27 protein-coding genes are annotated in these 26510 nt (G+C 47.6%); 15 read left to right on the top strand and 12 right to left on the bottom strand.

Going from position 1 to position 26510, the window contains the following annotated elements:
- Window positions 1-34 precede the first annotated feature (34 nt).
- The 5 genes from ACJJJA_RS08390 (at window position 35) to ACJJJA_RS08370 (ending at window position 5343) form a co-directional block, all read left to right on the top strand.
- A complete protein-coding gene (locus tag ACJJJA_RS08390) occupies window positions 35-1234 on the top strand; it encodes a glycine C-acetyltransferase (RefSeq protein ID WP_444904295.1) in 1200 nt (399 codons plus the stop codon).
- Window positions 1235-1321: 87 nt separating this feature from the next.
- Window positions 1322-2347 (top strand): L-threonine 3-dehydrogenase, zinc-binding type, encoded by a 1026-nt coding sequence (gene tdh / locus ACJJJA_RS08385; protein WP_444904294.1) that lies wholly within the window; start codon window positions 1322-1324, stop codon window positions 2345-2347.
- A 157-nt stretch (window positions 2348-2504) separates the two neighbouring features.
- On the top strand, window positions 2505-3323 hold the full coding sequence (locus ACJJJA_RS08380; RefSeq protein WP_444904293.1) for an AraC family transcriptional regulator: 819 nt from the start codon (window positions 2505-2507) through the stop codon (window positions 3321-3323).
- A gap of 118 nt (window positions 3324-3441) precedes the next feature.
- On the top strand, window positions 3442-4059 hold the full coding sequence (locus tag ACJJJA_RS08375) for a LysE family translocator (protein WP_444885568.1): 618 nt from the start codon (window positions 3442-3444) through the stop codon (window positions 4057-4059).
- 372 nt (window positions 4060-4431) lie between these two features.
- Window positions 4432-5343 carry an alpha/beta fold hydrolase gene (locus tag ACJJJA_RS08370; RefSeq protein WP_444885569.1) on the top strand — a complete coding sequence of 304 codons (912 nt, stop codon included), beginning with the start codon at window positions 4432-4434 and terminating at the stop codon, window positions 5341-5343.
- 152 nt (window positions 5344-5495) lie between these two features.
- Here the strand turns inward: ACJJJA_RS08370 and ACJJJA_RS08365 are convergent, their stop codons facing one another.
- From ACJJJA_RS08365 to ACJJJA_RS08350, 4 genes are all read right to left on the bottom strand, one after another.
- Complete coding sequence (locus ACJJJA_RS08365; protein WP_444885570.1) at window positions 5496-6740, bottom strand: cation:proton antiporter; 1245 nt, start codon at window positions 6738-6740, stop codon at window positions 5496-5498.
- A 589-nt stretch (window positions 6741-7329) separates the two neighbouring features.
- Complete coding sequence (locus ACJJJA_RS08360; protein WP_444888471.1) at window positions 7330-8613, bottom strand: hypothetical protein; 1284 nt, start codon at window positions 8611-8613, stop codon at window positions 7330-7332.
- Between the two features lie 345 nt (window positions 8614-8958).
- A complete protein-coding gene (locus tag ACJJJA_RS08355; protein ID WP_444888470.1) occupies window positions 8959-10257 on the bottom strand; it encodes a condensation domain-containing protein in 1299 nt (432 codons plus the stop codon).
- A 215-nt stretch (window positions 10258-10472) separates the two neighbouring features.
- Complete coding sequence (locus ACJJJA_RS08350; protein WP_444888469.1) at window positions 10473-11072, bottom strand: LysE family translocator; 600 nt, start codon at window positions 11070-11072, stop codon at window positions 10473-10475.
- 134 nt (window positions 11073-11206) lie between these two features.
- Here ACJJJA_RS08350 and ACJJJA_RS08345 point away from each other — a divergent pair, with 134 nt between their 5' ends.
- Window positions 11207-11677 carry a DUF6841 family protein gene (locus tag ACJJJA_RS08345; RefSeq protein WP_444888468.1) on the top strand — a complete coding sequence of 157 codons (471 nt, stop codon included), beginning with the start codon at window positions 11207-11209 and terminating at the stop codon, window positions 11675-11677.
- Between the two features lie 46 nt (window positions 11678-11723).
- Window positions 11724-12185 (top strand): hypothetical protein, encoded by a 462-nt coding sequence (locus ACJJJA_RS08340; RefSeq protein ID WP_252085205.1) that lies wholly within the window; start codon window positions 11724-11726, stop codon window positions 12183-12185.
- A 257-nt stretch (window positions 12186-12442) separates the two neighbouring features.
- On the opposite strand, the gene ACJJJA_RS08335 is transcribed toward ACJJJA_RS08340, so the two are convergent.
- Window positions 12443-13591 carry an epoxide hydrolase family protein gene (locus ACJJJA_RS08335; RefSeq protein WP_444888467.1) on the bottom strand — a complete coding sequence of 383 codons (1149 nt, stop codon included), beginning with the start codon at window positions 13589-13591 and terminating at the stop codon, window positions 12443-12445.
- A 128-nt stretch (window positions 13592-13719) separates the two neighbouring features.
- Here ACJJJA_RS08335 and ACJJJA_RS08330 point away from each other — a divergent pair, with 128 nt between their 5' ends.
- The gene (locus ACJJJA_RS08330) at window positions 13720-14808 is read left to right on the top strand and encodes a PA0069 family radical SAM protein (RefSeq protein WP_444888466.1); all 1089 of its coding nucleotides are present in this window, start codon (window positions 13720-13722) and stop codon (window positions 14806-14808) included.
- Between the two features lie 60 nt (window positions 14809-14868).
- Window positions 14869-15147: a GIY-YIG nuclease family protein gene (locus ACJJJA_RS08325; protein ID WP_444885578.1), complete on the top strand. Its 279-nt coding sequence runs from the start codon at window positions 14869-14871 to the stop codon at window positions 15145-15147.
- 31 nt (window positions 15148-15178) lie between these two features.
- Here the strand turns inward: ACJJJA_RS08325 and tmpT are convergent, their stop codons facing one another.
- The 3 genes from tmpT to ACJJJA_RS08310 form a co-directional block, all read right to left on the bottom strand.
- A complete protein-coding gene (tmpT, locus tag ACJJJA_RS08320; RefSeq protein ID WP_444888465.1) occupies window positions 15179-15817 on the bottom strand; it encodes a thiopurine S-methyltransferase in 639 nt (212 codons plus the stop codon).
- A gap of 274 nt (window positions 15818-16091) precedes the next feature.
- A complete protein-coding gene (locus ACJJJA_RS08315; protein WP_444904292.1) occupies window positions 16092-16619 on the bottom strand; it encodes a DUF1097 domain-containing protein in 528 nt (175 codons plus the stop codon).
- 290 nt (window positions 16620-16909) lie between these two features.
- Window positions 16910-17605 carry an SDR family oxidoreductase gene (locus tag ACJJJA_RS08310; protein ID WP_252085199.1) on the bottom strand — a complete coding sequence of 232 codons (696 nt, stop codon included), beginning with the start codon at window positions 17603-17605 and terminating at the stop codon, window positions 16910-16912.
- A gap of 54 nt (window positions 17606-17659) precedes the next feature.
- Here ACJJJA_RS08310 and ACJJJA_RS08305 point away from each other — a divergent pair, with 54 nt between their 5' ends.
- The 6 genes from ACJJJA_RS08305 to ACJJJA_RS08280 all read left to right on the top strand — a co-directional run bounded on the left by ACJJJA_RS08305 (window position 17660) and on the right by ACJJJA_RS08280 (window position 23396).
- The gene (locus ACJJJA_RS08305; RefSeq protein ID WP_444888462.1) at window positions 17660-17980 is read left to right on the top strand and encodes a DUF3301 domain-containing protein; all 321 of its coding nucleotides are present in this window, start codon (window positions 17660-17662) and stop codon (window positions 17978-17980) included.
- A gap of 14 nt (window positions 17981-17994) precedes the next feature.
- The gene (locus ACJJJA_RS08300) at window positions 17995-18243 is read left to right on the top strand and encodes a DUF1653 domain-containing protein (RefSeq protein WP_252085197.1); all 249 of its coding nucleotides are present in this window, start codon (window positions 17995-17997) and stop codon (window positions 18241-18243) included.
- A 153-nt stretch (window positions 18244-18396) separates the two neighbouring features.
- Window positions 18397-19464 carry a saccharopine dehydrogenase family protein gene (locus ACJJJA_RS08295; protein WP_444904291.1) on the top strand — a complete coding sequence of 356 codons (1068 nt, stop codon included), beginning with the start codon at window positions 18397-18399 and terminating at the stop codon, window positions 19462-19464.
- 254 nt (window positions 19465-19718) lie between these two features.
- Entirely contained in the window at window positions 19719-20225 is a 507-nt protein-coding gene (locus tag ACJJJA_RS08290) for a phosphatase PAP2 family protein (protein ID WP_444888459.1), read from the top strand.
- Window positions 20222-21295, top strand: a complete 1074-nt coding sequence (locus tag ACJJJA_RS08285) for an MJ1255/VC2487 family glycosyltransferase (RefSeq protein ID WP_444888458.1) — start codon at window positions 20222-20224, stop codon at window positions 21293-21295. Before ACJJJA_RS08290 ends, ACJJJA_RS08285 begins: the two co-directional genes overlap by 4 nt.
- Window positions 21296-21593: 298 nt before the next feature.
- Window positions 21594-23396, top strand: coding sequence for an acyl-CoA dehydrogenase (locus ACJJJA_RS08280; protein WP_444885586.1), 1803 nt, complete (start codon window positions 21594-21596; stop codon window positions 23394-23396).
- Between the two features lie 31 nt (window positions 23397-23427).
- Here the strand turns inward: ACJJJA_RS08280 and ACJJJA_RS08275 are convergent, their stop codons facing one another.
- The 4 genes from ACJJJA_RS08275 to ACJJJA_RS08260 all read right to left on the bottom strand — a co-directional run bounded on the left by ACJJJA_RS08275 (window position 23428) and on the right by ACJJJA_RS08260 (window position 26460).
- Complete coding sequence (locus ACJJJA_RS08275) at window positions 23428-24780, bottom strand: ATP-binding protein (protein ID WP_444904290.1); 1353 nt, start codon at window positions 24778-24780, stop codon at window positions 23428-23430.
- A gap of 12 nt (window positions 24781-24792) precedes the next feature.
- A complete protein-coding gene (locus ACJJJA_RS08270; RefSeq protein ID WP_252085191.1) occupies window positions 24793-25467 on the bottom strand; it encodes a response regulator transcription factor in 675 nt (224 codons plus the stop codon).
- Window positions 25468-25506: 39 nt separating this feature from the next.
- Window positions 25507-25824, bottom strand: coding sequence for a PepSY domain-containing protein (locus tag ACJJJA_RS08265; RefSeq protein ID WP_252085190.1), 318 nt, complete (start codon window positions 25822-25824; stop codon window positions 25507-25509).
- A gap of 63 nt (window positions 25825-25887) precedes the next feature.
- Window positions 25888-26460, bottom strand: coding sequence for a glycine zipper 2TM domain-containing protein (locus ACJJJA_RS08260; protein WP_444888455.1), 573 nt, complete (start codon window positions 26458-26460; stop codon window positions 25888-25890).
- Window positions 26461-26510 lie beyond the last annotated feature (50 nt).

The following is a 26510-nucleotide window of genomic DNA, read 5'->3' as shown; positions in this document are numbered from 1 at the left end:
CCACGAGCACCCGACAGGAGCTAAAAACAATATCATGTCCAAGCCAGAACAATTCTTTGAGCACCTGCGCAACGAGCTAAAACAAATTGAAGCCGACGGCCTCTATAAGCGGGAGCGGATCATTACCTCCCAGCAGGCCGCCGAGATACAGGTGAACAACGACACCCAGGTACTGAACTTCTGTGCCAATAACTACCTGGGCCTGGCCGATCACCCGGACCTGATCAAAGCCGCCAAAGAAGGCCTGGACCAGTACGGTTTCGGTATGGCCTCAGTGCGCTTTATCTGTGGTACCCAGGACATCCACAAGGCACTGGAATCGCGCCTGTCAGAATTCCTACACACCGAAGACACCATCCTCTACACCTCCTGTTTTGATGCCAATGGTGGCCTTTTCGAAACCCTGCTGGGTCCAGAGGATGCAATAATCTCCGATGCCCTGAACCACGCTTCAATTATTGACGGCGTTCGTCTGTGTAAGGCCAAGCGCTACCGCTACGCCAACAACAATATGGCGGAGTTGGAGAAACAATTACAGGCAGCTGACGCCGAAGGCGCCAAAACCAAGCTGATCGCCACCGATGGTGTCTTCTCCATGGATGGTGTGATCGCCGACCTAAAAGCGATTTGCGATCTGGCTGACCGCTACAATGCCCTGGTGATGGTCGACGACTCCCACGCGGTAGGCTTCCTCGGTGAACACGGCCGCGGCACCCACGAATACTGTGACGTCATCAATCGTATCGATATCATTACTGGCACTCTGGGCAAGGCCCTGGGCGGTGCTTCCGGCGGTTTCACCTCTGGCCGCAAGGAAATTATCGATCTGCTGCGCCAGCGCTCTCGCCCCTACCTGTTCTCCAACTCAGTAGCCCCAGCTATTGTCACTGCCTCCCTGAAAGTGCTCGATATGCTAATGGAAGGTGGTGAACTGCGGGAGCGGTTACGCGAAAACTCTGCGTATTTCCGCAAGCGCATGTCCGAAGCTGGCTTCACCCTGGTCGGTGCCGACCATCCAATTATTCCGGTCATGATCGGCGATGCCGCTCTGGCTCAAAAAATGGCAGACAAGATGCTGGAGCGCGGCATTTATGTAGTGGGCTTCTTCTACCCTGTAGTACCTAAAGGCCAAGCCCGTATTCGCACCCAGATGTCTGCGGCGCACACTCAAGAGCAACTCGATCAGTGCATTGATGCCTTCATTGAAGTGGGCCGCGAGCTGAAAATTATTTAATTCCCAAATAATCGCGGCGCTGTCTAACAACGGATCAATCCTATTGCCAGATGGTGCTGCGCCTTTCTTTTTGTAGTTTTAATGACAATGAAAGCACTTTCTAAACTGAAGTCTGAAGTGGGTATTTGGCTTACCGATGTGGAAATCCCCGAGCCGGGCCATAACGACCTGCTGATCAAAATTCACAAAACCGCCATCTGCGGCACCGACATGCATATTTATAACTGGGATGAGTGGTCGCAAAAGACCATCCCAGTGCCCATGGTAGTGGGGCACGAATATGTGGGTGAAGTAGTTGGTATGGGCCAGGAAGTTGCCGGTTTTGAAGTGGGCGACCGCGTTTCCGGCGAAGGGCATATCACCTGTGGCCACTGCCGTAACTGCCGCGCCGGCCGCCGCCACCTTTGCCGTAACACTTACGGTGTTGGTGTGGACCGCCAGGGCGCTTTTGCCGAATACTTGGTAATCCCGGCATTAAACGCTTTTAAAATTCCAGACAACATCTCCGATGAGCTGGCTTCCATTTTTGACCCCCTCGGTAACGCCGTACACACCGCCCTCTCTTTCGATCTGGTGGGCGAAGATGTATTGATCACCGGCGCCGGTCCTATCGGCATTATGGCCGCAGCAGTCGCCAAACATGTTGGCGCACGCCATGTGGTCATCACTGATATCAACGAATATCGCCTGGATCTGGCCCGCAAGATGGGGGCCACCCGTTCCGTGAATGTCTCCAAGGAAAACCTTAAAGATGTGATGACAGAATTGGGCATGAGCGAAGGCTTCGATGTGGGCTTGGAAATGTCCGGGGTTCCCGTTGCCTTCCGCGATATGCTCGAGGCAATGAACCACGGTGGCAAGATCGCCATGCTCGGTATTCCCGCCGGAGAAATGGCTATTGACTGGAGCCAGGTCATCTTCAAAGGTTTGATCATAAAAGGGATCTACGGCCGCGAAATGTTCGAAACCTGGTACAAGATGGCCAGCCTGATTCAATCCGGTCTGGACCTGACCCCGATTATTACCCACCAGTTCCCAATCGACGATTTCCAGAAAGGCTTCGACACCATGGGCTCTGGTGAGTCCGGCAAAGTGATCCTCAACTGGCAATAACTATTGCTCTTGGCCGTGGATAACTCCACGGCCTTACCTCCCGCTTTCCCCTCTACTAATAGATTTTTTGCCCAGCTCTTCCTCTTTTTGTATCTTGTAATGCTCGCAGCTGAAACAGCTGTATTGATAAATAAGATCTGATGAATTAGACCTATAGATGCAAAAGGAATTTTCGGCGATTTGGCGTAGCCCAAAACACAGTGGCATAGAACTATTTCATGCACACTTTCGCAGTTTTGCCTTTAATAAACATTGGCACGATGAATTAGCCATTGGCATTATCCAGGCAGGCGCGGAGAAATTAGATTATCGCGGGCAAAGTAATATCATCCCCCAGGGGAACATTGTCGCCATTAACCCCGGTGAAATACATACAGGTTACAGCGGTAGCGAGCAAGGCTGGCATTACCGGATGTTTTATTTTGATACAAAGCTGGTTACACAAATATTGCGGCAACATAGTAGCCCTGGTAAAACCCCGATGCCTTTCCTTAAGGGCCCTATTATTCATGATCCTGAGCTTTTCAAGCTACTCTTTCAACTTCACTGCAGCCTGAATGGTACTCACTTACCGCTTGCCGTAGATAGCCTTTTAACGTTGGCGCTTACCAAGCTATTCGCCAATCATGGCGACCAGAACCTCAGCCCTCGAAATACAAAAGATATCTCAGCCGCAATAAAAATCCGCAACTATTTGTGTGATCACTGGCAATACAACGTAACCCTTGAGCAACTATGTCAGCTCACGGAAATGAGCCAATACCAATTAATCCGCTGCTTTAGCAAGCACTATGGTATAGCTCCCCATCAATTTTTGGTTCTTTACAAAATTCATCAGGCCCGCCTTTTGCTACAGCAAGGGCTAAATGCTGCCACAGCAGCAACTGAGTGTGGTTTCTTTGATCAAAGCCATATGAGTAGAAACTTCAAGAAGACTTTTGGTATTACGCCTGGGCGTTATCTAAAATCGATATAGCGCAATTTTATACAAGATAGTAATAGCTCCTCTCTATAGACTCATCCTTCACCGCCAGTAAAGCTGTTTCTACAACCCTCAACTGGTAATTTCTGAATGTTTGGCATAGGTACGTCTTATGAGTATGAAATTTGTTCTCGCGTGGATGGCTGTTATGTTTCCACTGATCTTTAGCCCTGGTCCTGCCAATATCACCTTCGCTGCAGCCGGCGCAAGCTTGGGTATCCGCAGGTCACTGCCACTAATGGCCGGAATAGATTTTATTTTTATTGTGAAAGGGTTCTTAGTTGGCTTTGGCTTAATGACTTGGTTAACCAGCTACCCTTTTGCCTTAAGAGCACTTCAAGTTGGCGGTGTAATCTATCTAATCTATCTCGCTTATCATTTCGCCAAACCTAAGTCGCCACTGAGCCAGGGAGAAGCGCCGAAGATTTCAATATGGAATGGAATGTTGATTCAAATTCTAAACGTTAAAGGCTGGATTATAACATTTACCATGTTTTCTATCTTTGCGCCTAACCTTCAGTACGAACCCACCACAACCATCCTATTACTAATCGCACTAATGACTATCCTTAATCTATCAACACACCTCTGCTGGATTGTATTCGGAAGTGCACTCGCAAAATTCGCCACTAATGATAGAAGCCAAAGAGTACAGGGAATGCTATTTTCTTTGAGCTTGCTCTCAGTGGCGTTATGGATAGCATTAGACAATCCAATTATGTTGATCTAAAAAAGAGTGATTGGCAATTAAATGCTTTAGACACGAAAAACAACACTGGCTGGCAATGGCAACCTAGCAATATGCTCATAGCATATCTATTGAACCCGGCATCCTTTCTCTGCAAGTTAGCAGAAATCCAACATCTTCTCTTGAGGAAATATTATGTGCCAAAATAGGTCCATATCATACATTCCAATTTGATAGCCTTTACAGCCCTGTTAGTATTGAAGGATTATACAAACTTCAAACAACTAAATCGTTGACTCAAAATTTCTAACCAATGTGGATATCAATCAAATGGGCTGATCAATGAATGATCAATATCCTACTGAGCAACATCGATTTTTCAGTTAAGTAATTATAACCACTACAACCAATACAATGAATTTAACTTCCATTACCCATACACTTTTCACTCTTGGAACTTTTGCTGAAAGAAAAATATCGGGCCTAAAGCTCAAAAAAATTGAAATTGAAGAGGGGGAAATTAGCTACTTGCAGGGTGGGTCAGGTACACCGCTCGTTCTCTTACATGGTTTCGGGGCTGACAAAGATAACTGGGTTCGCTTAGCTAGATATTTAACCCCACACTTTCAGATCATTGCACCCGATTTACCTGGATTTGGAGAGAGCTTTAAAGATCCAGACTTAAACTATGATGTCCTACCCCAAACTCAACGCCTGAACAGCTTTGTGAATGCAATGGGTTTAGAGCACTTTCACCTTGCAGGCAATTCAATGGGTGGATACATAGCTGGAAACTATGCTGTAGAGTTTCCAGAAAAGATAAATAGCTTATGGCTTTTAAACCCTCTTGGAGTGGAAAGTTCACCCAGCAGTCCAATGTTTGAGCAAATTTTACGCGATGAATTACCTGTTATTCTGTCCAAGAACAGAGAGGAGTATGAATCGCTATTAGATAATGTTTTCCACAAAAGACCTTTTATACCAGGCTTTGCAATATCAGAGCTATCAAAAATAGCTGAAAATAACTTTTCACTGTACCAAAAGATATTTAAAGATATTCATCAGATAAAAGATGGAAGTATCAAATTTTCATCTCCACTAGAGGGAAGATTAAAGGGGTTTTCCAAGCCTACTTTAATCACCTGGGGCGATAAGGATAGAATACTTCATCCTGGCGCAGGCACAATCTTATCGAGAGAAATTATTAACTCCCAACTACAGCTGATCAAAGACATTGGGCATTTACCAATGCTTGAGTCCCCAAAAACTACAGCCAACCAGTTTATCTCATTCAAATCATCCCTACCTGAAGCAGGCTCTTACTAAAAACCGCCTTAACGTAAATAGAAAAGCACAACAGGAAACGATAAACCTTAAATCACAACGCAATTAAGCAGAAATATCAATAACATCTCTCGAACTTTATTCCCAGATTACTCCTGCCCATAATCAAACAGAAAAAACCCAGTAGTTAAGCTTTAGATATCCAGCTTTCTTATTAAACGCCCGCTGGTAGTTCCTTGCACCAGCAAGGAAAAAAGTACTACACCAAAAACCATAGATTGGATAGTCCACCAGTAGGGCAATTCAACGGGAAGGGAAAGTACCAGGGCTACAGCAATCACTCCACGCAAGCCACCCCAACTCATCAGCAGTCGCCAAGACTTTGGAATTGGCGGACCCACGAAGCGTGTTAATGGTGCTACCAGCACCACCGACAGGGCCCGAGCGCCCAGTGCTGCGGCCGTGGCAATTAACATCGCCAACCATTGATGGGTAAACATTTCGAAAGTAATGACCAACCCCATGATCACAAAAATAATTGAAGTAAAGAGAAGCCCCAACCACTCCCAAGTGGTTTCTGCATCTACCAGATAGGTTTTCCTTTGTTTTCGCAAGCAGGCTCTAGCCACTATGGCACAGGTCATAACAGAAATAATACCAGATACATGCAAAATGCTTTCCGCAAGGTAAAAGCTACCAAAAGCCACAATCACTAGAGTCATTAATGCTGCACTTGGTGTTCGTAGGAACAAAATAACCAGTGTTGTCAGCAACCCCAAAATCAAGCCTACGGCAACGCCACCAAAGAATATCATGCAGAAATACAGCGTTACTGAACTAACACTCAGCGATGGAGCCTCAGCGCTTACTCCGGTCCCCTGTACAATTGAGTAAGTGGCCAACCCTAGGACCAGAGAATAAAGGACTACCGCTGCGGCATCATTAAATAAGCTTTCCCCTTCAACAAGAGAAAGTAAATCTTCCCCAGTTTTTTCTTGTCGCAACTTATTCACTACCGCTACAGGATCGGTAGCCGCCAGAATAGCACCAGTCAACAATGCCGCTATCCAGGGAAATCCCGCCGGATGGCCAATTCCATAATAAGTAATTGCTGCGATCAGGAAGGCACAAATGACTAACCCTAGAGTCGAAAATAATAGAATCGGACCAATCCAACGCTTTAAAATCCTTGGCTCCAGCTGCCAAGCAGACTCAAAAATTAGAACGGGCAAAATCACAAAAAAAACCAATTCCCTTAAGCTGGTTGCCCTCAACCCTGTATCATAATCGATTACCGGTAACAGAAAAGCAGCCAATACACCAGCCAATAAGCATCCTAGTGTATTATCAATTCTTAATATCCGGGAAATACCCAAACCAATAATTGCTGCCACAGACAAATAGAGCCCTTGCCCTACAATGACAACCACATCATTCACAAGTTTACTCTCCAGTGGAATGTACTATCACCCATCTCCTCAGAAGGATACAACCTTGTGCCATCATCTGTATAAAGCACTATGAAATTAACTCTTTCCCGCCAGCTAATTAATAAACTCCTAAATAACCACAAGGCCTTAGCTACATATGATTTGATGACTTTGATCAACTTGTAAAAATTCCTAGCAATCACAATTTATTAGGGTCGATAACTCATCAAAAATGCCGATAAAGTTCATGACTAATATTCATGCAACCGAACCACATCACAAGGATCTCTCACCCTGACGAACAACATTACTCAATAGAAAGTCAGCACTAGTACTGCTCAGAAGTTTGATGCACCCCCGCTTAGAAAGCGAAATTTGGCCCCCAAAATCCGACCCAGTAGTCATCCTCTTAGAGTTAGTATCCTGGGAATGCCGCTCGAGAAAAAATGGCTCTAAGTGCATGTTTGAGCCCTACATTGGTGGAAGTTGTCGTATAGAAAGGCTACACAATCAGTATTCAGTATAGGAGAAAGGGGGGAAATGAACGGCAATATATCAATTTAAAAATTGAACAAACAAGGGTTCATCAGTTCAGACCTCATGAGGAACAAACAAGCTCTTGCAATAACTCCATATACTGATCAGCCATAGCTATCGCACTATTTTTACTAATAAGTGGCTCACAATACCCAAAAACAAATACCCCATTTTGATTGGTAGTATAGGCAATCACCATCATAGGGTAGTGACCATGATTTTGAACAAGCATACCAGCAGCTATATCAAAATGTTTCAATTCACCACACAATCCTCTCATACTGCCTAGGTTCGAAACACAAATGCCCGCTGGAAATGACTCTCTTTTATGGGAGTATTCATTTGCAGCTTGCATGATATCTTTTAGCCTGCAACTAGACTCAAAAATCAAGCCTTTCAACTCGCTGGGATTAAATCTTTCATTCAAATTATTTTGTATTTCTATGGCCAAGTTCAAAACTCCCACACCAGAATTGTGCGGTGAAACTTCCACAGTTGTTATCGCTGTAAAGGCCCCAATAACATTTAAACCTATCTTTGGTTTACACAGACCACGTACATCCATTGGCAATACGATCTCTGTCCATGGACGATGATTGGCCAACTGCTGAGATGAAATAACTGCCAAAGCACTGAACAGCGCAGTAAAACCTATTTTTTTCTCTTTGATTATTAAGGCTAATTTTTCTACATCATCGAAACATAAAGTACGCAGGATTGCTCTACTTTGACGCCTGGCCAAGTCTGCGGTTTGCTCGACCGGCCATGCAAGATAGTCCTTACCTGGTAGAAGCAGATGATCACCACCACTGTACCCCGCTTCCTTGAGATATTCCTCTATAGGCTTATATAATGGCAGCGGCTCTAGCTCTAGGTTTCCACCTTTATTCAAATATAAATCTAGATAAAAGAACAAGACCATTATTGATCTACCGTCAATAGCCGCATGATTTGCAACTAAGGAAATCCATTCCACACACTGGTTATTACCAATGTAAAGTGTAATCATATAAGTATACTTTTCTATATCTATAATTTTTTTAGACTGCCTCACATACTCCAACTCAAAATTGAAACCATGATCAAGCACATAAATTTCTAAAGGGATTGAGCTAAAGTCCACATTACAATGCCATTCGAAATTCGCCCCCAATTTAACCCTTGCTCTCAACATAGGATGCAAATGGTGCACCCAGGCCAGCCCGTCTTGCAAAGTCTTCACATTTAATGGTTGAAGTACCTTAATAAAGGAGACAATTTGAGTCCCACCATGACACTCCCTGGCAAACTCGACCATCAAGGCCTCGACCGCACCTAACTCTCGTGAATATGGCTCTGATTGCATAGCTTCAATCCTGCACAGATGTACATCACAAGTTAAGATGACTATTTAATTAGTATAGAAAAATAAATAGATTACTTAATATCGACACGCCCAAACGTATTTTCATTTAAAATTCTTTAAACAAAAAGAGACCGATATCCAAGGTGCAGTCAATATACCTGTAAACCCTTAAATTTATTCATCTACAATCAATAGCCTATCTAACCTCTACTGTCGGCAATCACCGCAAACTTGAGAAACCTTATACTCTGGAAACAACTCAAATGAGAGTAAAAAACTGGGGGATTCAGGAATGTATCTATTAACTATAAACTTAGGAAGAACTGCTATACTTTTAAAGCAACTTTATTCAACAGCATAACCATTGGAAATATCGGCAATTAACTCCATGTAAGTTTTCACATATTTAAGCGCACTCTCCTTACTGATAAGTGGCTCACAATAACCAAAAACAAAAACACCTTCCCCACCTAGAGCGTAAGTCACCAGCATTATTGGGTGCGCCCCATGAGTTTGAACAGTCATAACCAAACCAAAATCAAAGAATTCCAATAAACCCGTATACCCAAACACATCCCCCACATTAGAAACACAAAGACCTGACGGGAAATAGTTTTTTTTAGAAGCATAATACTCAGCCAGATCTTCTATCTCCACGAGCCTATAATCGAGCTTCAAAGGAGGCTCAAAAAAACTATTACGCCTTAAACATAAACGAACTTTTTTTTGTATTAGCCGTGCAAGACTCAACAAATCGAGGCTGGTATCTTTTGCGGATAAGGATAAAGTTATCGTAGTCGTACACTCTCCTACAACATCTTGTTCTATTTGAGATTTACACAAGTATTGGGCATTAATAGGTAACATTAATTCTGTCATGGGATGGAAGCTTGGTAACGATCTTGCAGCGAGGACAGCAATAGCACTATAGATTGAAGTCGTTTGAACATTCTCCTGTTTTGCAAGCAAACAAAAATGATCGTACAGCTTTTTAGGGAGAAGCCGATAAATAGAGCACCCACTCCGAGAGGAAGCATGTTCAGCCTTTTCAACCGGCCATTTTACGGTTTTACAATTATTGTTGTAACCAGATAATTGTGGCTTTTTAAGCCTCTGCCTTGAGCTAATATATTCCACCATAGATTTATCCATTATGGAGGCGGAAAACTGGTTTTTTTGCTGCCCCCTCAAGAACCTATCCAAATCACGAATCAAAATTAATGCTGAACGTCCATCAATGGCAGCATGACTTACAACAAGAGCAACCCACATGACACATCCATGCTTATCGGTGTAAATCGTCAAACGATAACTATATTTATCTAACTCAAGAATTTCATTTCCCAATCGGTTAAACTCTGCTTGATAATCAAAAGAAGATGTATCGCTCTTAATCTCAGTAGGAATATCTCGGAATCCTACATCACAGAACCATTGAGCATAAGATTTTTTTTCCACACGAGAACGGAGCATTAGATGACGATTATGTAGGTATTCCATCCCCTCCATTAACTCTTCAACACCTATAGACTTGCATGCTCTGAAGAAGACAACCAGTTGTACTGCACCCTTAGACCTCTCGGTCAACTCTACAAAGAGAGCCTCCTGAGCCCCAAGCTTACGAAAAGGTTTTGTTTTTTCCATAGCAGACTCGCCCCTAAAGGGAGGTTACTGCCAATTAGTATAGAAAAGAAATAATATAAGGCTTAATCATAAATCAATATTCCCTCCCGGCTTCCCTATGTCATTGCGAACATCAATCTCACAGGGTTAGAAACTACAATCAATGAATATATGTAACGATATGGTCGCAAGAGATCCGGCTCACCAGTCAAGCCAAGCACCTTAGCTGTAAGGCGCTATTTTTCAAGAAATTGACTGTATAGCAGATAGATTGCGGAAGTTGCTAACAATGCCCCCATCACTCTATTAAATATTTTAATTCTCACTTCAGTCCCTAACACCAGCCTGATTCTATCCCCCATAAGAGCCCAGGCGGTTAATGACAAATAACAGACAAAAAAATAAATCCCCACAAAATAAAATAAACTGTTACTCTGAGGGCTTGAAAACAAGGCAACACCAGATACACAGGCAATCCATGCCTTTGGATTTAACCATTGCAGAAGAAACCCCTCATGGAAGCGTGGCAGGGTACGTTCAGAAACAGCTATCTCTTCCGTGGGCCCGCTGGCAATCTTGTACCCCAGATAGATGACATAGAGTGATCCAGCGATAGCAAGATACTGCAACACCTGTGGATAACGCTCCAGTACCTGGTAAAGTCCAAAGCCGATCATGGCAAGCAGCAAGGTAAATCCTATTGTCGCCCCAGATACAAATGGAATGGTACGAGCAAAACCATACTGCACTCCAGATGAGACGATTACCATATTTACAGGCCCTGGCGTGATCGACATAGTGAGCGAAAACCCAAACATCGCTAAGAACAAGGACATATTTACACTCGAATATTATTTAATTTATCATCTTAAAAGAATGATTGTTATTGGGACGCAATCACGATAAATAAGCGTTACTGAGAATGGCGAACCCTAAGAGAGTTACCCCAATTTAACTAAAGGAAATCAAGTTGAAAAGAATTATTCTCCTAGCAACCTTGCTCATGTGTACCAGCTTTCAATCACTCGCAGAGCCCACAGTCGAAGAACATATCACAGACTTCATTAATGAATTTTCTTCGAACAATATAAAAAGCTCCGCATCTCACTTCTTCACAGAATCACCTCACTTTATCTTTGGCCCACACATTTTAACCCCACAAGATTCAGCACAAGTAGAAGAAGTACTATCTAAAATACGTGATGGTCTAGCCAAGCGAGGTTATAAAAATTCTGAGATCCTTGAGTTTAAGTCTTTCTTTCAGAATGAGAATATGTCAGTTACAACAATACTGCTTAAACGCTACACCTCAGAAAAACAGGTTCTGGATTATCAATGCAGTACTTATACATTGGCCAATACTGAAGAAGGGTGGAAAATCTTATCCTGGCTCCCTTCCGAGCCAGAAAATAATACAAAATGTTTTACAGGTAAAAGTTAAACAATAAAACAGTAGTAGCCCCTAAAAAACCTAGAGGGAGTTAGAAATGAGATCTCATAGTGAAATCAGAGTGCTTCTTACAGAATTGTATCAAGTAATTTCTGGCCCAGAAGGATTCAAGCGCGACTGGAAAAAACAATTATCGCTATTCACACCTTACGCTAAAGTCATTCGAACCTCTTTAGATGGTGAAGGTAATCCCCAGGCGCTGGTCATGGATATCCAGGATTACCCTGAAAATTTTCAGAGGGTGGTTGGAGATGCCGCTTTTTATGAGGTAGAAATTCACAATATTATTGAGTCTTTCGGCAATATCGCTCACGCATTCAGTAGTTACGAAGCCTGGAGAGATAGTGATAAAACCCAGTTTATCAAGCGGGGGATAAACAGCATTCAGCTTTATCACGATGGGCATTCATGGAAAATCGTCAATATGATTTGGGATGATGAGCGACCCGGACTAACCATGCCACCTAAGTATAACCCCGAGACCGAAAGTGTCTCGTAATCCCAAATTGGCCCCAGAATAATTGATATCTCGGCAATTAGATTCATTAAGCTCAATAAAACCCTTTCGTATTGGAAACTGAGGAAATAATCTGTAGCCAGTTAGTAGAGAAACTCTACCAATTTTTGATATGACCAAGTGATGCCAGTTTCTGTCTGCGTAACACTGAGGCTCTTATAATGGATGAGGGCTTTATGGGGGGGGCGGCTCTCACCTTGTAGGGTGAGGGCTATCTTATGGAGAGAAGTTACCAGCTTCTACTGCAAGCTTCTCTTCCAGGCCCTTATTTCCTCGACATATAATTCGGGCTGTTCAAAAGCCGAAAAGTGCCCTCCCCGTTTCAAATGATTCCAATAACAAATGTTCTTATAACGCCCCTCAGCCCAAGAACGGGGTATTCTTACCATCTCCCCAGGATAAATACTGACTCCAGTAGGCAATTGCACTACCTTTTCCTGATCGGGGCCATAGGGGGCATCGAAGCTTTCCCAAAATAGTCGCGCAGAAGAGGCCGCTGTATTTGTCAGCCAATAAAGCATGATATTGTCTAGTAATTCATTCCTGGTAAAAATACTCTCCAAAGTTCCCTGGCAATTGCTCCATAAATGAAACTTCTCTAATATCCAGGCAGCCTGTCCTATGGGAGAATCCGCAAGACTATACCCCAGTGTTTGAGGGCGGGTGCTCTGTTCCTTGGCAAAACCGGAATCCCAACAATTGAAGAATCGTATTCCGGCCAGAGCCTCTTTCTCTTCCTCACTGGGCCAATGCAAGGCTTCAGCGGTTGGCTCTTCCTTGGGATTATTGATATGAATAGCCCTGCACGCGCCCAGATTCTGTATGCCAATTTCAGTGGTCACCGACCGGCCCCAATCTCCCCCTTGAGCCAAGTACGATTGATACCCCAGGCGATGCATTAGGGTATCCCAGGCAGCGGCAATTCTTGGGATACCCCACCCCGTCGTTACAGGCTTACCCGAAAAAGCGAAACCAGGGAGCGATGGGCATACCACATGGAAAGCCTCCTCAGCACTCCCCCCATATTGAGTCGGCTCAGTCAGGGGCCCTATCACTTTGAGAAATTCCACAAAAGAACTGGGCCAACCATGGGTTATTACGATTGGCGTGGCGCTTCTATGACTGCTTTTGACATGAATTAGATGAATTTCCAGGTCGTGAATGGTTGTTATGAACTGGTCATATTGATTCAGCCTCTGCTGAGTGGCATACCAGTCATAGTCATTTAGCCAATAATCACAGAAATCCTTAAGATAATTCAAAGGGATTCCCTGCGCCCATCCATCTACGGTTTCTGCCTCAGGCCAACGTGCCTCCCGTATCCTTCGGTGCATATCAGCCAGCTGAGATTCTTGTATATCAATCCTGAAAGGTTGGACCTGAGCCATTCGTAGATTCCATCTCCTGAGTGAGCTGACTAAGTAGCCGCGGATAGACAATTACAAAGATTGATTGGCCATTGCTTTGTACTGAACCAAAACCGTAAACTGTACAAACATACAGCACCCTAGTTCCGATGAAAAAGATAGAATCAAACAATCCTCAGCCCTTACATAAAGGGCGCGGAGCCGCCAGTAATATCAATGGTCGTTTTGCCGAGCACATCAGTACACGGGAAAGCGATGGTTGGCAAACCGAGGCTGAGCCTCTGGAGCGACTACTGACTACCGCCATTGAAGAGAAGGCCAAGTCGATTATCGCCACCAATCAATCGCCCGACATCCCCTTTACTCAGTCTATCAATCCTTACCGTGGCTGTGAGCATGGTTGTGTCTATTGCTACGCGAGACCAGCTCATGCCTATATGGATCTTTCCCCAGGGCTCGACTTCGAAAGCAAGATCTTTTTTAAGGCTAACGCGCCCGTATTGTTGGAGCAGACGCTGCGCAAACCAAGCTACACCTGTAGTCCCATAGCACTAGGCGCGAATACAGACCCATATCAGCCGCTAGAGAAAGAGAAAGGCATAACCCAGGCATTGCTTACAGTAATGCAGCAGTTTCGACAACCGGTCACCATTGTCACCAAGAGCCAGCTGATTTTACGGGATCTTCCCATCTTGGCTGAGATGGCACAGGACAACCTTGCTCAGGTGGCAATTAGTGTGACTACTCTGGAGAGGGATTTAAAAAGGAAATTGGAACCTCGCACAGCGGGGCCTTCTGCCCGCCTGCGTACTATCGAACAATTGAGCAAGGCTGGGATACCCACGGCCGTACTTGCAGCTCCAATGATCCCCGCACTTAATGACTGTGAGCTGGAAGCTATTTTGAAGGCCGGGCGGGATTCAGGTGCCGAGAGGGCGGCCTATATCCTCCTGCGGCTACCCCATGAGGTGGCGCCACTTTTCCGTGAGTGGCTATCACTACATTACCCACAAAGGGCCGACCATGTAATGAGTCTGATACAACAGAGCCGCGGTGGGCGGGACTATCAAAGTGACTTTTCCCAACGCAGAACCGGTACAGGGGTTTTCGCTCAGTTACTGCGGCAGCGGTTTATTGTCGCCATTAGGAAATTGGGGTTAAATCACCGGCGCCTATCCCTGGATAGCAGCCAATTTAATGCACCACCCCTAGCCGGCGAGCAGCAGTCTCTTTTTTAACTGAGCTATGCGTTTTAACCTACAAGAAACTGAGAAAAATCCCTTGCGGACAAGATTTTAATGGATGCCTGGTTTTTGTATTTAATCCGCACTTCCAGCGGTACCCTCTATACGGGGATAACTAAAGATATTCAACGACGCTTTGCCGAGCACTGTGGTGGCGGGGCCAAAGCGGCCAAGGCCCTTCGCGGTAAAGGGCCTCTCACACTTGAATATCAGGTAAAAACTCAGGATAAATCTTCTGCACTGAAATTGGAAATCGCCATCAAGAGGTGGCCCAAGCATAAAAAAGAAGCGCTTATTGCCGGCACAATGGCATTGCCTGATTTACCCAGCTAACCATCATTGTGCCCTCGTGAGCCCTAAGCGACTAGCGCCTGGTAAGCAGCCAAGCCACTTCCCTCGCTGGTACCAGCCCTTTTAAGCCACCTGGCACATCCCTGGAGGCCAGCATCTTCAGGTGGTAATCCGCATTGTAACGCTCAAAAATCTCCTGAGAGCTGATGGAGAAGGGGGGACCCGCTAACTCAGACTGCTCATACTCAAAAGATATCAGTAATTGAGGGGCCACTTTTGTCATCGCCATCAGGTGCTGGGCATACCCTGGGCGAATGTCTTGTGGCAACGCCACCAAGGCGGCACGATCATAGATACCATCAACTTCCTGTAGTATTTCCTTATCCAGGTCGAAAATATCCCCTACATAAATATCAATATTACTGGCCTTATAGCGCTTAAGGTTGGCAATTTGCTCGACTTCTGGGGTTATATCCATCTCTTGAAATAGTTGCTCTACCGCCATTTCACTCAGCTCGGCACCGACGACTCGATAACCTCCAGAGAGCAACCAGGCGATATCACGGGTTTTGCCACATAGTGGAACAAATACCCTATCGCCTTTAGAGAGAGAAAGCTGTGAAAAGAACTCCGACAGTAAGGAATTTCCAGAGGCTTCGTGGAAAGCTATATTATTTTTCTTCCACTTCTCATGCCAATATGTCGCTTCCATGTTGCACCCCCATGTGCTTTCTAACAGTTATTTCTGATAACTTTGACGGATAATTCAGAGATCCTTCACACTCACTAAATCTAATATAAAAGGTATTCCAGTTCAGACTCTGCTTCAGGACCGGAAGCCTCGGGCTCAGTGAAAGCCAGTGCAGTTAAAAAAACAAAGGCCCCTGTAAATACGATGCTCTTCAACATTATCGATACCTCAGAACAATTCTTTCACAGATATAATGGGAGTCCGGAGTACTCTCTCTTTCTTCAACAGCCAAAAGTTATTTGCTTTTCGTCGATCCAGAGATAAAGAGTTTTCCCGGCCAGATAAAATCAACCAACCCCGCGACTATCGCGCCAAGTACAGCAGCAGTAATAAGCAGGAAATAACCATCTAAAGAGATCGGTTGCTGAGCTGTGAAAGCGATCAAGATACCAATCCCATAACTAATAATATTGCCAACCCCAGTAACCAAACCCATTGCCCAGGCCCCAATGGCCGATAATAATAAGGCCATAGGTAAAGCTAACCATGGATGTTCCAGTTGCCACCCTGCAGTTCCCACAATTGCGACCAATCCTAGCCCAAGTCCTGTAACTGCACAGGCCAGGTTATAGCCACCGGAACGCAAACTGCCGCCTCTGGCAAAATAGGTAACAGCACCCAGGGCCGCCACCCAGCTGGGCACACCAACAAGCTGGGCTGCCACAATCGCCAAAGAGGCACTCAGAAAAATCCGCAACCCAGTAAAAAGACGTTCCTGAGATTGCCCGTTACTATGTTCGAGACTTTCAGTTACGCTATTCATTACTTTCTCTCAATCTCCGCTGCACGCATTAATGACTGGCAATTCCTTGCCTAAATGCTTTCTACGCCACGCTGACTACTGATAACAATAAGTGGAGGAGCTATAGTCATCCCTCCATTAAGTGTATTTTCTCGCGTCTTTTGAATTTGCGGGTAGCAGACTTCTTCCGCATCCTTGCCCAATCTTGCAATCGGTACAAACATGCGGCAAATTCAGGGAGTGGTTCTTCCTACCCAAAGGGCGTTTTCTTAGTAGGTGATCAACAGAGGCCAATTGAGGAGATATGGGGATTACCAGGGGATTTCACTGCCATCATAATTATAAAATCGTCCACTCTTACCCTGACCCGCTTGCGTAAGCAGCTTCTTCAGTGCAGCCACACTTTGTGCCGTTGAAATCAGGGCACCGGGACCTCCCATCGCAGTTTTCACCCAGCCCGGGTGCAGGGCCATAACTGTGATTCCGCGATCATGGAGATCAATCGACAAGCTTTTAACGATCTGGTTGAGTGCTGTTTTGGAGCTTCGATAAATATAACCACCCCCAGAGCGGTTATCGGCGATACTGCCCACCTTGCTACTCATCATGGCTATCAGCTTGTAGTCGCTGGCCGCTACGTTATCGCAAAAAGTTTCCGCCATCATATATGGCGCAATGGTGTTGGACTCCAATACGCGGCGCCATTCTTCCCGGTCCACTTTTCCAAAACCAGTGCCTTTTGGGCCGTAATATCCCGCATTATTGAGCAAGATATCGATAGGCTCCCCTTTCAAGGCCTTACCGAGAGCAATCATTTGCTCATAGTCGGTTACATCCAACTGGATGGGCTCTATCAATGGGTATTTAGCCTGTAAGGCGTTGAGTTCATCGGCCTTTTTCAGATCTCTACAACAGGCGAATACACGCCATCCATCCTTGGCAAACTGGGCAGTCAACTCCAGACCTATGCCTCTATTACAGCCGGTGATCATTATGGTGCCAGACATCGCCTCTCCTTCAGTGTTATTCTTGCGGATCGCGATCATAGCAACTGTAGAACAATGTACTACTCACCCGACAATCTACTTTGGTTATTACTATTAGCTACCGTGGCTTGGTATATCTGGGCCAATATGGCAGCAAAAGAACATGTCAGGCGCGCTGCGGCCAATCACTGCAAACAACTGGGAGTGCAACTTCTCGACGATACGGTCGTGCTGGTACGCACCCGCTTAAAGCGTGACCGTCGAGGCCAGATCAGCCTGCAACGCAGTTATGAGTTTGAATTTACTTCCACTGGAGAACATCGCTATTCCGGTGTAGCAATTCTCCACGGCCGCCGTATTGAGCAGCTACAGCTGTCTCCACACCATTTGAGTTAACTTGGTATTTGTTGATGAAACCCGGTCTTTATCGCCACTACAAAGGAAATCTTTACGAAGTCCTGCACACGGCCATCCATAGCGAAACAGAAGAGCTCCTGGTGATCTATCGCGCTCTCTACGGAAACTATATTGTTTCGGCTAGACCTTACGCTATGTTTAGCGACACAGTCTCAGAGGATGGAAAAACATTCCCCCGCTTTAAACTCGAAAAAGCCTTCGAAATGATGGATAACACCCACGTAAAAAAAGCGCCAGAATAAATAAATCCAATCAGTCTCCAATCCCTGTGTTGCGCCATTTAATGCCAGAGGGATAACCTCTCGTGTCAGACAGAAGCCGATATTAATCGATAAAATTTGGCGCCAAGCTTGATCCTCTCGGACAGCCCGCTCTCGAACCCACAAGGAAAACCGGTGAACAACAAGAATATTATGATCTATGGCGCCTATGGTTACACTGGTGAGCTGATTGCCCGCCAAGCTGTAGCGCTGGGTTATCGCCCCATTCTAGCTGGTCGCAATGCTCAAAAATTACAGCCTCTGGCAGAAGCCCTTAATCTCCCGGCCATGGCCATCGACTTGGATAATACAGAAGTCTTGGAACGCAGCTTGCGAGACGTTTATCTGGTTATCCACTGCGCCGGTCCATTTTCTGCTACCGCTGAATCCATGATGAGGGCCTGCCTCAACACCCGTACCCACTACCAGGATATCACTGGTGAAATTTCCGTTTATGAGTCCGCACACCGTCTTGATGATGAAGCCAAAGCCAAGGGCGTCGTACTTTGCCCTGGTGCGGGATTCGATGTCATTCCTACTGATTGCCTCGCTGCCGCATTACACAGGGCTCTACCGTCAGCCACGCACCTGGCGCTTGGCTTCGACTCGGAGTCGAGTTTAAGCCCCGGTACAGCCAAGACCTCTATCGAAAGCCTCGGTATGGGAGGCGCCATTCGGCGCAATGGCAAAATCGAAACCATTGGCCATGGGCAGCTTACCCGCACCATCGATTTTGGCCGAGGTGAAAAGTTTGCTGTCGCAATTCCCTGGGGCGATATCTCCACTGCCTTCCACTCAACCGGTATTCAAAACATTGAGGCCTACATCCCCATGAGCCCTGCAAGAGCAAAGAAGCTAAAGCGCCTGAATGGATTTCGTTGGCTGCTTCGTACCCAGTGGCTACAAAACTGGCTGAAAGCAAAAGTGAGCAAGTCTGTTCGAGGCCCCAGTGAAGAGCGTCGTGCCGGCCAGAAAACCTGGGTTTGGGGAGAAGTGCGCAATGACCGTCGCGGTGAGCGTAAAGTTGGCCGACTCACCACCGCCAACGGCTACGATGTTACCGTCTCTGGTTCCCTGGCAATCATGCAATATCTCCTCGACTATCAGGGCGAAGGGGGCTATTTCACGCCATCAAAACTCTGCGGCCATAAGCTGGTGGAGAATCTACACGGCTCTGGAACGATCGAAATCAAATCGGCCTAGCCACTATTCTCAAAACCTTTCTGCTTTTTTCTAACGGGCAAATCATGGAGCCGCGGAAAGCTGCTCCGACTCTCTTTCCAGCCATTCCTTTCTTAGCGCCTTGTTCACCTATCCTGGATCAATTTTCTGCCAAGCTTTTTAAAGCGGTATATAGGCGTAAATAACATCTATTTTGAGATTTCACTATTACGACATCATTTGGTCAACTCCGTGCAATAATCAATTTTTAAGTTTGCGGCATGCGAGACTTATCCATGAATTTGAAGAGTATTGATGTGTCCCTGGTTCTGTATCTCACGGAACGGGCGTCACGTCCCACTTCACGCAGACGGTACCTTTGGCTATCCAAATCTGGAGATGGCTGGCTCACCGTCGCCGTACTCCTCAGTTATATTATTTCCAACGCCGCCACTCAGCTTTTTATTGCCGCATGCTCTGGCTTGGCGGTAGAGCGCTCTCTCTATTGGACAATCAAAAATACGACCCGCCGCAGGCGTCCACCTCAGGCTATCCCCGGTATGCGCCCGATTATTATCGCCCATGACCGTTTCAGCCTGCCCTCGGGACATACCTCTGCAGCCTTTCTTTTTATTACATTTATGACTCAACAAGTCAGCCCAATGTGGGGACTAGGTTATATCTGGGCGACCGGGGTAGGCGCCGCCCGTGTAGGCTTGGGAGTACATTTCCCTTCTGATATTTTCGCCGGTGCCCTTCTGGGTTCATGTGTCGCATTAGCCACTGGCGCCGTCCTTTTATGAAAATACTCTATGGCGTTCAGGCCACCGGCAATGGACATATTGCCCGTTCGCGCACATTGGCAAAGGCATTGCAACAATACCCAGAACTTGAAATCCAATGGCTGTTTTCAGGTAGACCCAAGGAAAACCTGTTTGGCATGGAATTGTTTGGCGACTATTGGTGGCGGGAGGGAATGACCATTGTCCACAGTGAGGGGCGCCTCAGAAGCTTGGCCACGGTTGCCCAGGCTAAATTGCGCCAATTAATCCAGGATGTCCGCAAACTGCCAGTCAGCGAATACGACCTAATCATCAGTGACTATGAACCTGTCACCGCCTGGGCGGCGAAAATGCACAAAAAGCCCAGTGTGGGTATCGGTCACCAATACGCTTTTTTACACTCGATTCCCATGCCCAGGTATAACTGGCCTTTTCATACCGTTTTACGTATCTTTGCTCCCACAAAAAAAAGCCTGGGTTTGCACTGGCATCACTTTGGCAACCCCATATTACCGCCCATAGTCCCCCCTCAACCCAAACCCGAGAGTGACACAGAAGATTACATTCTGGTCTACTTGCCCTTTGAACACCCAATACCCATGCTGGAGGAACTGGCCAAAGTAGAACGGCAATTTATTGTTTACGGTGTGCCAGAAAATCTGCCCACGGCAAACAATATCCAGATAAAGTCGCCGTCCACACTAGGATTCCAACAGGACTTGGTCAATGCCCGTGCAGTAATCTGTAACAGTGGTTTTGAATTACTGGCAGAGACCCTGGCTCAAGGCAAACCCATCCTAAGCCGACCATTGGCCTATCAATTTGAACAGGAAGCCAATGCCCAAGCACTAGAACAACTAAAGCTGGCGAAGATCGTACGCTCCATAGATGCCAATAGTATTCACACCTGGTTGCAGGAGAGGCCAAAATCTGTACGTATCCAATGGCCAGATGTCGCACAAGCTATTGCTGCCTGGATAGCACAGGGCTGCAAGCGAGACCCCGCAGATCTTGCCCGCAGCTTATGGCGACAAGTGACCCCCCGTCCCACCGAAGGGTCTGCACCCACTTACCAGAACGCTACTGACTAGTCCTTCTTTTTTTGCGATATGCACAATTGTAAAGACCACTGCCAGTCTATGGCCCACGGCCTTCTCCCACCATATCGCCAAGCGCATTCACACAAAAAGTCATTGCCCAATTTTGAGCCTCAGCGTTTACTTATCTGCCATTCAATCACCAACTAGACATTTATTTATCCAGCACTCAAAAAAATATTTGATCAGCACGGCACGAGAGTCTATCTCCAGCAATAGTGCAGTGGATTTGAAATTTTTGTAGTCGGACTAATATGTACATTTGCTCCATAAAAAAAATAATGAGGTAAGCATGACTAATTCATTGCTCAACGACCGTGATACCGAATTTCTACTCTATGAATTTCTCGATACCGAAGCGCTGCTACAGCGACCACGTTACAAGGAGCATTCCAGGGAAGTTTTCGATGCAACACTGAAAACCGCACGCACTATTGCCGAAAAATTTTTCGCCAACCACAATGCCAAGGGCGATGCCAATGAGCCCAACTTTGACGGCGAAAAAATACAGATGATCGCAGAGACCAAGCAATCTTGGGATGCCTTCTCCGAGGCCGGTTTTCTCGCGGGGCATTGCAATTTTGATGAAGGCGGTATGCAGCTGCCCAAAGCGATAATCAGCACGGCCCTTGGCTATGTTAGTGCCGCAAATATTGCCAGTGCTTGCTACCCCTTCCTGACTATTGCCGCCGCCAACCTACTGCGCTCATTTGCCAGTGACAGCCTAAAGGCACAGTTTTTGCCGCAGATGCTCGATGGCCGCTTCGCCGGCACTATGGCCCTCACAGAGCCCGATCAGGGCTCAGCTCTGGCCGATATCCGCACCAGTGCCGAACAGGCTGAAGATGGCAGCTACCGTATTCGCGGACAAAAGATGTATATCTCCGGCGGCGACCAGTCTCTGACAGAAAATATCGTTCATCTGGTATTGGCAAAAATCAAGGGTGCTCCCGCCGGCGTTAAGGGAATATCCCTATTTTTAGTGCCTAAAATGCTCCTTGATGAAAACGGCCAGGTAGCCCAGCCCAACGATGTAAAACTGGCGGGATTGCTGCATAAAATGGGCTTTCGCAACACGACTTCTACAGTATTGAGCTTTGGTGAGGATCAGGGCGCAGTGGGCTACCTGATCGGTGAGCCTCATCAGGGGCTCAAATATATGTTCCAGATGATGAATGAGGCTCGGATCAGTGTCGGCGCAGGGGCCTCTATTCTGGGTTATCAGGGCTATGCCTACTCCTTGCAGTATGCCAAGGACCGCCCCCAGGGACGCCTGCCTTCCAACCAGGACCCCAGCGCCAAGCAAGTACCCATTATTCAACATGCAGACATTCGCCGTATGCTGCTGATGCAAAAGGCCTATGCCGAGGGTGGCCTGGGCTTAAGTATGTACGCCACTTCTCTTTATGAAGACCAGCACAGCGCACCCACGGAAGAAGAGAGCCAGCTGGCAGCCACTCTGTTAGACCTAATTACTCCGGTAGTGAAATCCTGGCCCTCCAAATACTGCCTGAAAGCCAATGAACTGGCCATCCAGGTACTCGGCGGCGCCGGTTATATTCGGGAATTCCCCCTGGAACAGCTTTATCGAGATAATCGCCTGAACGCCATTCACGAGGGCACTGAAGGTATCCACGCCCTCGATCTACTCGCGCGCAAAGTGCCCAGCAAAAATTTCCAGGCCTACCAGCTGCTGCAAACGGAAATCCGCAAAACGGTATTGGAAGCACGGCAGAAAGAGAGTTTGGTTAGCATGGCCGATACCCTGGAGGAATCCCTGCAAAAGCTCGACGAAACGGGCATGGCCCTGTTTACGCAATTACAGGAGGATGTGGATCGCGGACTCAGTAATGCCACTCTCTACCTAGATGTTTTCGGCTGCATTATGGTGGCCTGGATCTGGCTGCGACAGGCGGTTATCGCCGCGAATGCCCTGGAAGGAACTACCAGCGAGGAAGATGGCAATTTTTACCGTGGCAAGTTGCACACCGCCCTCTTTTATTTTGAATGGGAACTACCCAATATCCAGCCGCAAATAAGCCTGCTGCAAAGTGGCAATAACCTGCCGTTCGATATGCGAGCCGATTGGTTTTAGCGAGTGACGATCAGGAGGGGCCATGTAGTAACTACAACAGTACAGTAATTTCCGTGCCCCCTTCGGGAAGAGATTCAGCGCTGATTTGCCCCTGGTAACTCTCAACAATATCCACCACAACAGCCAGGCCAATACCCTGGCCAGGCTGTTGCTGGTCGGCACGTACTCCGCGCTGGGTTACTTCGCGCCATTTATCGCTATCTAGGCCGGGCCCATTATCAGCGACCCGGATAGAGAGCTTGCGCCCCTCCTCGGGGTTCTCAATAACAACTCGAACCTGGCCGGCACCGTACTTGTAAGCATTATCAAGCAGGTTGCCAAGCAGCTCCATCAAATCGCCCTCATCCCCATAGAATAGGGCGTTCTCAGCACACTCCCTTCGCACTTCACAGGGCCTGCTGCGATAGACTTTTTCCAGGGCATCCAGGATCTTTTCCAGAAGTGGCGCCACGGCAATACCGCGCAGGATAGACTTAGGGGAGCTGGCTACCGCACGCTGAAGTTGGTAGCTAATAATACTGTCCATACGCTGTACCTGGTCTGCAAGGGTTTTTCCGGCGGCATCGGGGTCCTTTTCCAGGCTCAACCCTTTGAGTACCGCCAGTGGCGTTTTCAGACTGTGGGCCAGGTCCGCCAAGGTATGGCGGGTCTTCTCACGCTGACGCCGCTCATTTTCAATCAACAGGTTCAGGTTGTCGGTAAGCGGGCGCAACTCCAGCGGGAAGTTTCCCTCCAGGCGATCGCTGCCACCCTGCTGCATATCGCGCAGGGCCTGCGCCAGTGCGCTTAACGGCGCAAATCCCCAGCGCAATACCAGCCATTGAGCCAAGACCAGCAACAGCGCCGCCACCCCCAGCCACTGCCAGATGGTCGAACGGAACTGCCCGACCTGTGCCTGTAGCGGCGCCGCATCCTCCAGCACCACAAAGGTAAAAGGGTGCTCATTTTCCAGACCCCAAGCCACTCCCTGGCGGAAGCTGCTGTAATTGGCATCGCCACCTGGCAGGGAAATACGCATAAAAGACTGCTGCCCTTGAGGCAGCGGGGAAAATTCCACCTCTGGCATTGCCAGAGCCGATTCAGAACGCCAAATTACCCGCCCTTGCCCATCCAAAACTGCGCCAATCAGGCCGGAATCCGGCTGGTTGAAGCGCTGTTCGGGCAGTTCGGGCGGCAGCACCAGACTCTCGCCCTCAGGTTCCGCCAGTGCCAACAGGGTGTAGATATAAAGCTGCAGCTCGCGCTGTTTGGCCTCATTCAAAGAGGTGCGATAAGCGTGCTCCAGCACCCCGGAAATCAGCAGCACAAAAGCCACCAGCACCAGGCTGGTAACCAGTGCCAGGCGGCCTTTTAGGGAATTCAGCCAAAAGGAAAACAGTCGCATTACAAATCAGGGTCAACTGGGAGCCATAAAGCGGTAACCGCGGCCACGCAGGGTTTCGATGGGCTTAAGCTGTGCCGCCGCATCAAATTTCTTGCGCAGGCGCCCGATAAACACTTCGATCACATTGCTATCCCGGTCGCAGTCCTGTTCATAGATATGTTCGGTGAGGGTGGTCTTGGAGACTACTTCATCCGGGTGCAGCATCAGGTATTCGAGCACCTTGTATTCAAAAGAGGTCAACTCCAGCTCGGTGTCGTTGACTGTGACCCGCTGAGAGCTGGTATCCAGCAGTATCGGGCCCGCTTTGATCGTGGGTGAAGAAAACCCGGCGGAGCGCCGCACCAGCGCATTCAATCTCGCCAGTAACTCCTCGGTGTGGAAGGGCTTTACCAGATAGTCGTCACCACCAGCTTCCAAGCCGGCCACACGCTCCTGCCAGTGGCCGCGAGCGGTGAGAATCAGGATAGGGAAATGCTTGTCTTCGCCACGCAGTGTCTGAATCACCTGAATGCCATCCATTTTTGGCAGCCCCAGATCCATAACCGCGACATCGTAAGGATATTCACGCCCCAGGTAGAGCGCCTCTTCTCCATCCGGCGCCTCATCTACGGTATAGCCAGCGCCGCGCAGTGATTCTGCCAGCTGCTGGCGCAGTAAAACTTCATCTTCGACTAATAGTGCGCGCATATTCTTTCCCTTGTACTGCGAGTCTGTGGTAGCGGGTGATTAACGGGAGATCCTGCCGCTCTTCTTGTCCACAAAAACTACATAGACCTGACTCTTATCGGACAGCCCCTTTACCCGGTAGACCACCTGGCCCTGTTTGCGGGTTTCAGAGACCGATAATATTTTGCCGCCAAAACGCCGTTTCACAATCGAAGCGGCCTTTTCCCGGGAAACACCCCCGTCCTGTACCCAGCGGAACTCATGCCGGAAGTTTTCCCTCTGCGGAGCCGGCCCACCCTGCCAGGAGGCAGCACATAGACCGGGAAACAAAACGATAAGGAAAAGAAAATGCCGAATAAAAGTGCGGCTCGATTTCACTGTGCGGCTCCTGTGGATGTCCTGGTTTTCCACCTTTTACTATTTCGACCGCCTTCCGCCGGCTCAAGGCGCCGGCGAGACTGCGACACGAACCCGGATTCTCTCGCCCGGGTGGTAATCTGTACGAGTCAGATAAACCTGACCATTATACCGATAGCGCACATCGTATCCGACTAATTCCCGCTGTGTACTGAACTCGTCGACAACCTGGCAACGAGATTCCGTGGCGTAATAAGTTGGGGCGTTGGCCCGACTGATCTGGTTACCCACCAGCGCTCCCACCAGTGCGCCCGCAACAGTGGCTCCAGCCCGTTGGCCGTGATGGTGGTGATAGCGACCATGATGACCGCCACGTCCCAAGCTGTTGCCAACAGCGGCACCGATCAGCCCGCCAACCACAGTACCCGCCGGAGAAGCGGGCTCTCGGTAGGCCACCTGCTCATCCCGGCAGTAAGTGCGTGGGTTACGAACCTGAATATCGGTGTAAACGGGAGTAACCTCGGTGACGCGGGCAAAGTCGTAGCTATCCGCACCGTAGGGGTCTGTGTAGCCATTGGGGCCCGCTTTGGCGGTAGCACTCAAGGCCACCAGCGCGGCGACTGCCGCGCCAGCGATAAACTGCTTGAAGAGTTGCACAATCGATCTCCCGTTATTCATCAACGGGAGCCAGAGTAGTCAAATTCATC

Source organism: Microbulbifer mixtoriginis (SeqCode) (assembly GCF_052466865.1).
The sequence above is the reverse complement of the archived record's forward strand: the minus strand, read 5'-3'. Positions and strand labels throughout refer to the sequence as shown.

Bases quoted from the DNA above. Each gene is read 5' to 3' on its own strand.
- ACJJJA_RS08285 (WP_444888458.1), top strand. From the start codon at position 20,222: ATGAAAATACTCTATGGCGTTCAGGCCACCGGCAATGGACATATTGCC.
- ACJJJA_RS08350 (WP_444888469.1), bottom strand. From the start codon at position 11,072: ATGTCCTTGTTCTTAGCGATGTTTGGGTTTTCGCTCACTATGTCGATC.
- ACJJJA_RS08290 (WP_444888459.1), top strand. From the start codon at position 19,719: ATGAATTTGAAGAGTATTGATGTGTCCCTGGTTCTGTATCTCACGGAA.
- ACJJJA_RS08310 (WP_252085199.1), bottom strand. From the start codon at position 17,605: ATGTCTGGCACCATAATGATCACCGGCTGTAATAGAGGCATAGGTCTG.
- ACJJJA_RS08300 (WP_252085197.1), top strand. From the start codon at position 17,995: ATGAAACCCGGTCTTTATCGCCACTACAAAGGAAATCTTTACGAAGTC.
- ACJJJA_RS08355 (WP_444888470.1), bottom strand. From the start codon at position 10,257: ATGGAAAAAACAAAACCTTTTCGTAAGCTTGGGGCTCAGGAGGCTCTC.
- ACJJJA_RS08315 (WP_444904292.1), bottom strand. From the start codon at position 16,619: ATGAATAGCGTAACTGAAAGTCTCGAACATAGTAACGGGCAATCTCAG.
- tdh (WP_444904294.1), top strand. From the start codon at position 1,322: ATGAAAGCACTTTCTAAACTGAAGTCTGAAGTGGGTATTTGGCTTACC.
- ACJJJA_RS08360 (WP_444888471.1), bottom strand. From the start codon at position 8,613: ATGCAATCAGAGCCATATTCACGAGAGTTAGGTGCGGTCGAGGCCTTG.
- ACJJJA_RS08375 (WP_444885568.1), top strand. From the start codon at position 3,442: ATGAGTATGAAATTTGTTCTCGCGTGGATGGCTGTTATGTTTCCACTG.
- ACJJJA_RS08370 (WP_444885569.1), top strand. From the start codon at position 4,432: ATGAATTTAACTTCCATTACCCATACACTTTTCACTCTTGGAACTTTT.
- ACJJJA_RS08340 (WP_252085205.1), top strand. From the start codon at position 11,724: ATGAGATCTCATAGTGAAATCAGAGTGCTTCTTACAGAATTGTATCAA.
- ACJJJA_RS08270 (WP_252085191.1), bottom strand. From the start codon at position 25,467: ATGCGCGCACTATTAGTCGAAGATGAAGTTTTACTGCGCCAGCAGCTG.
- ACJJJA_RS08325 (WP_444885578.1), top strand. From the start codon at position 14,869: ATGGATGCCTGGTTTTTGTATTTAATCCGCACTTCCAGCGGTACCCTC.
- ACJJJA_RS08305 (WP_444888462.1), top strand. From the start codon at position 17,660: ATGTACTACTCACCCGACAATCTACTTTGGTTATTACTATTAGCTACC.
- ACJJJA_RS08280 (WP_444885586.1), top strand. From the start codon at position 21,594: ATGACTAATTCATTGCTCAACGACCGTGATACCGAATTTCTACTCTAT.
- tmpT (WP_444888465.1), bottom strand. From the start codon at position 15,817: ATGGAAGCGACATATTGGCATGAGAAGTGGAAGAAAAATAATATAGCT.
- ACJJJA_RS08275 (WP_444904290.1), bottom strand. From the start codon at position 24,780: ATGCGACTGTTTTCCTTTTGGCTGAATTCCCTAAAAGGCCGCCTGGCA.
- ACJJJA_RS08335 (WP_444888467.1), bottom strand. From the start codon at position 13,591: ATGGCTCAGGTCCAACCTTTCAGGATTGATATACAAGAATCTCAGCTG.
- ACJJJA_RS08380 (WP_444904293.1), top strand. From the start codon at position 2,505: ATGCAAAAGGAATTTTCGGCGATTTGGCGTAGCCCAAAACACAGTGGC.
- ACJJJA_RS08390 (WP_444904295.1), top strand. From the start codon at position 35: ATGTCCAAGCCAGAACAATTCTTTGAGCACCTGCGCAACGAGCTAAAA.
- ACJJJA_RS08330 (WP_444888466.1), top strand. From the start codon at position 13,720: ATGAAAAAGATAGAATCAAACAATCCTCAGCCCTTACATAAAGGGCGC.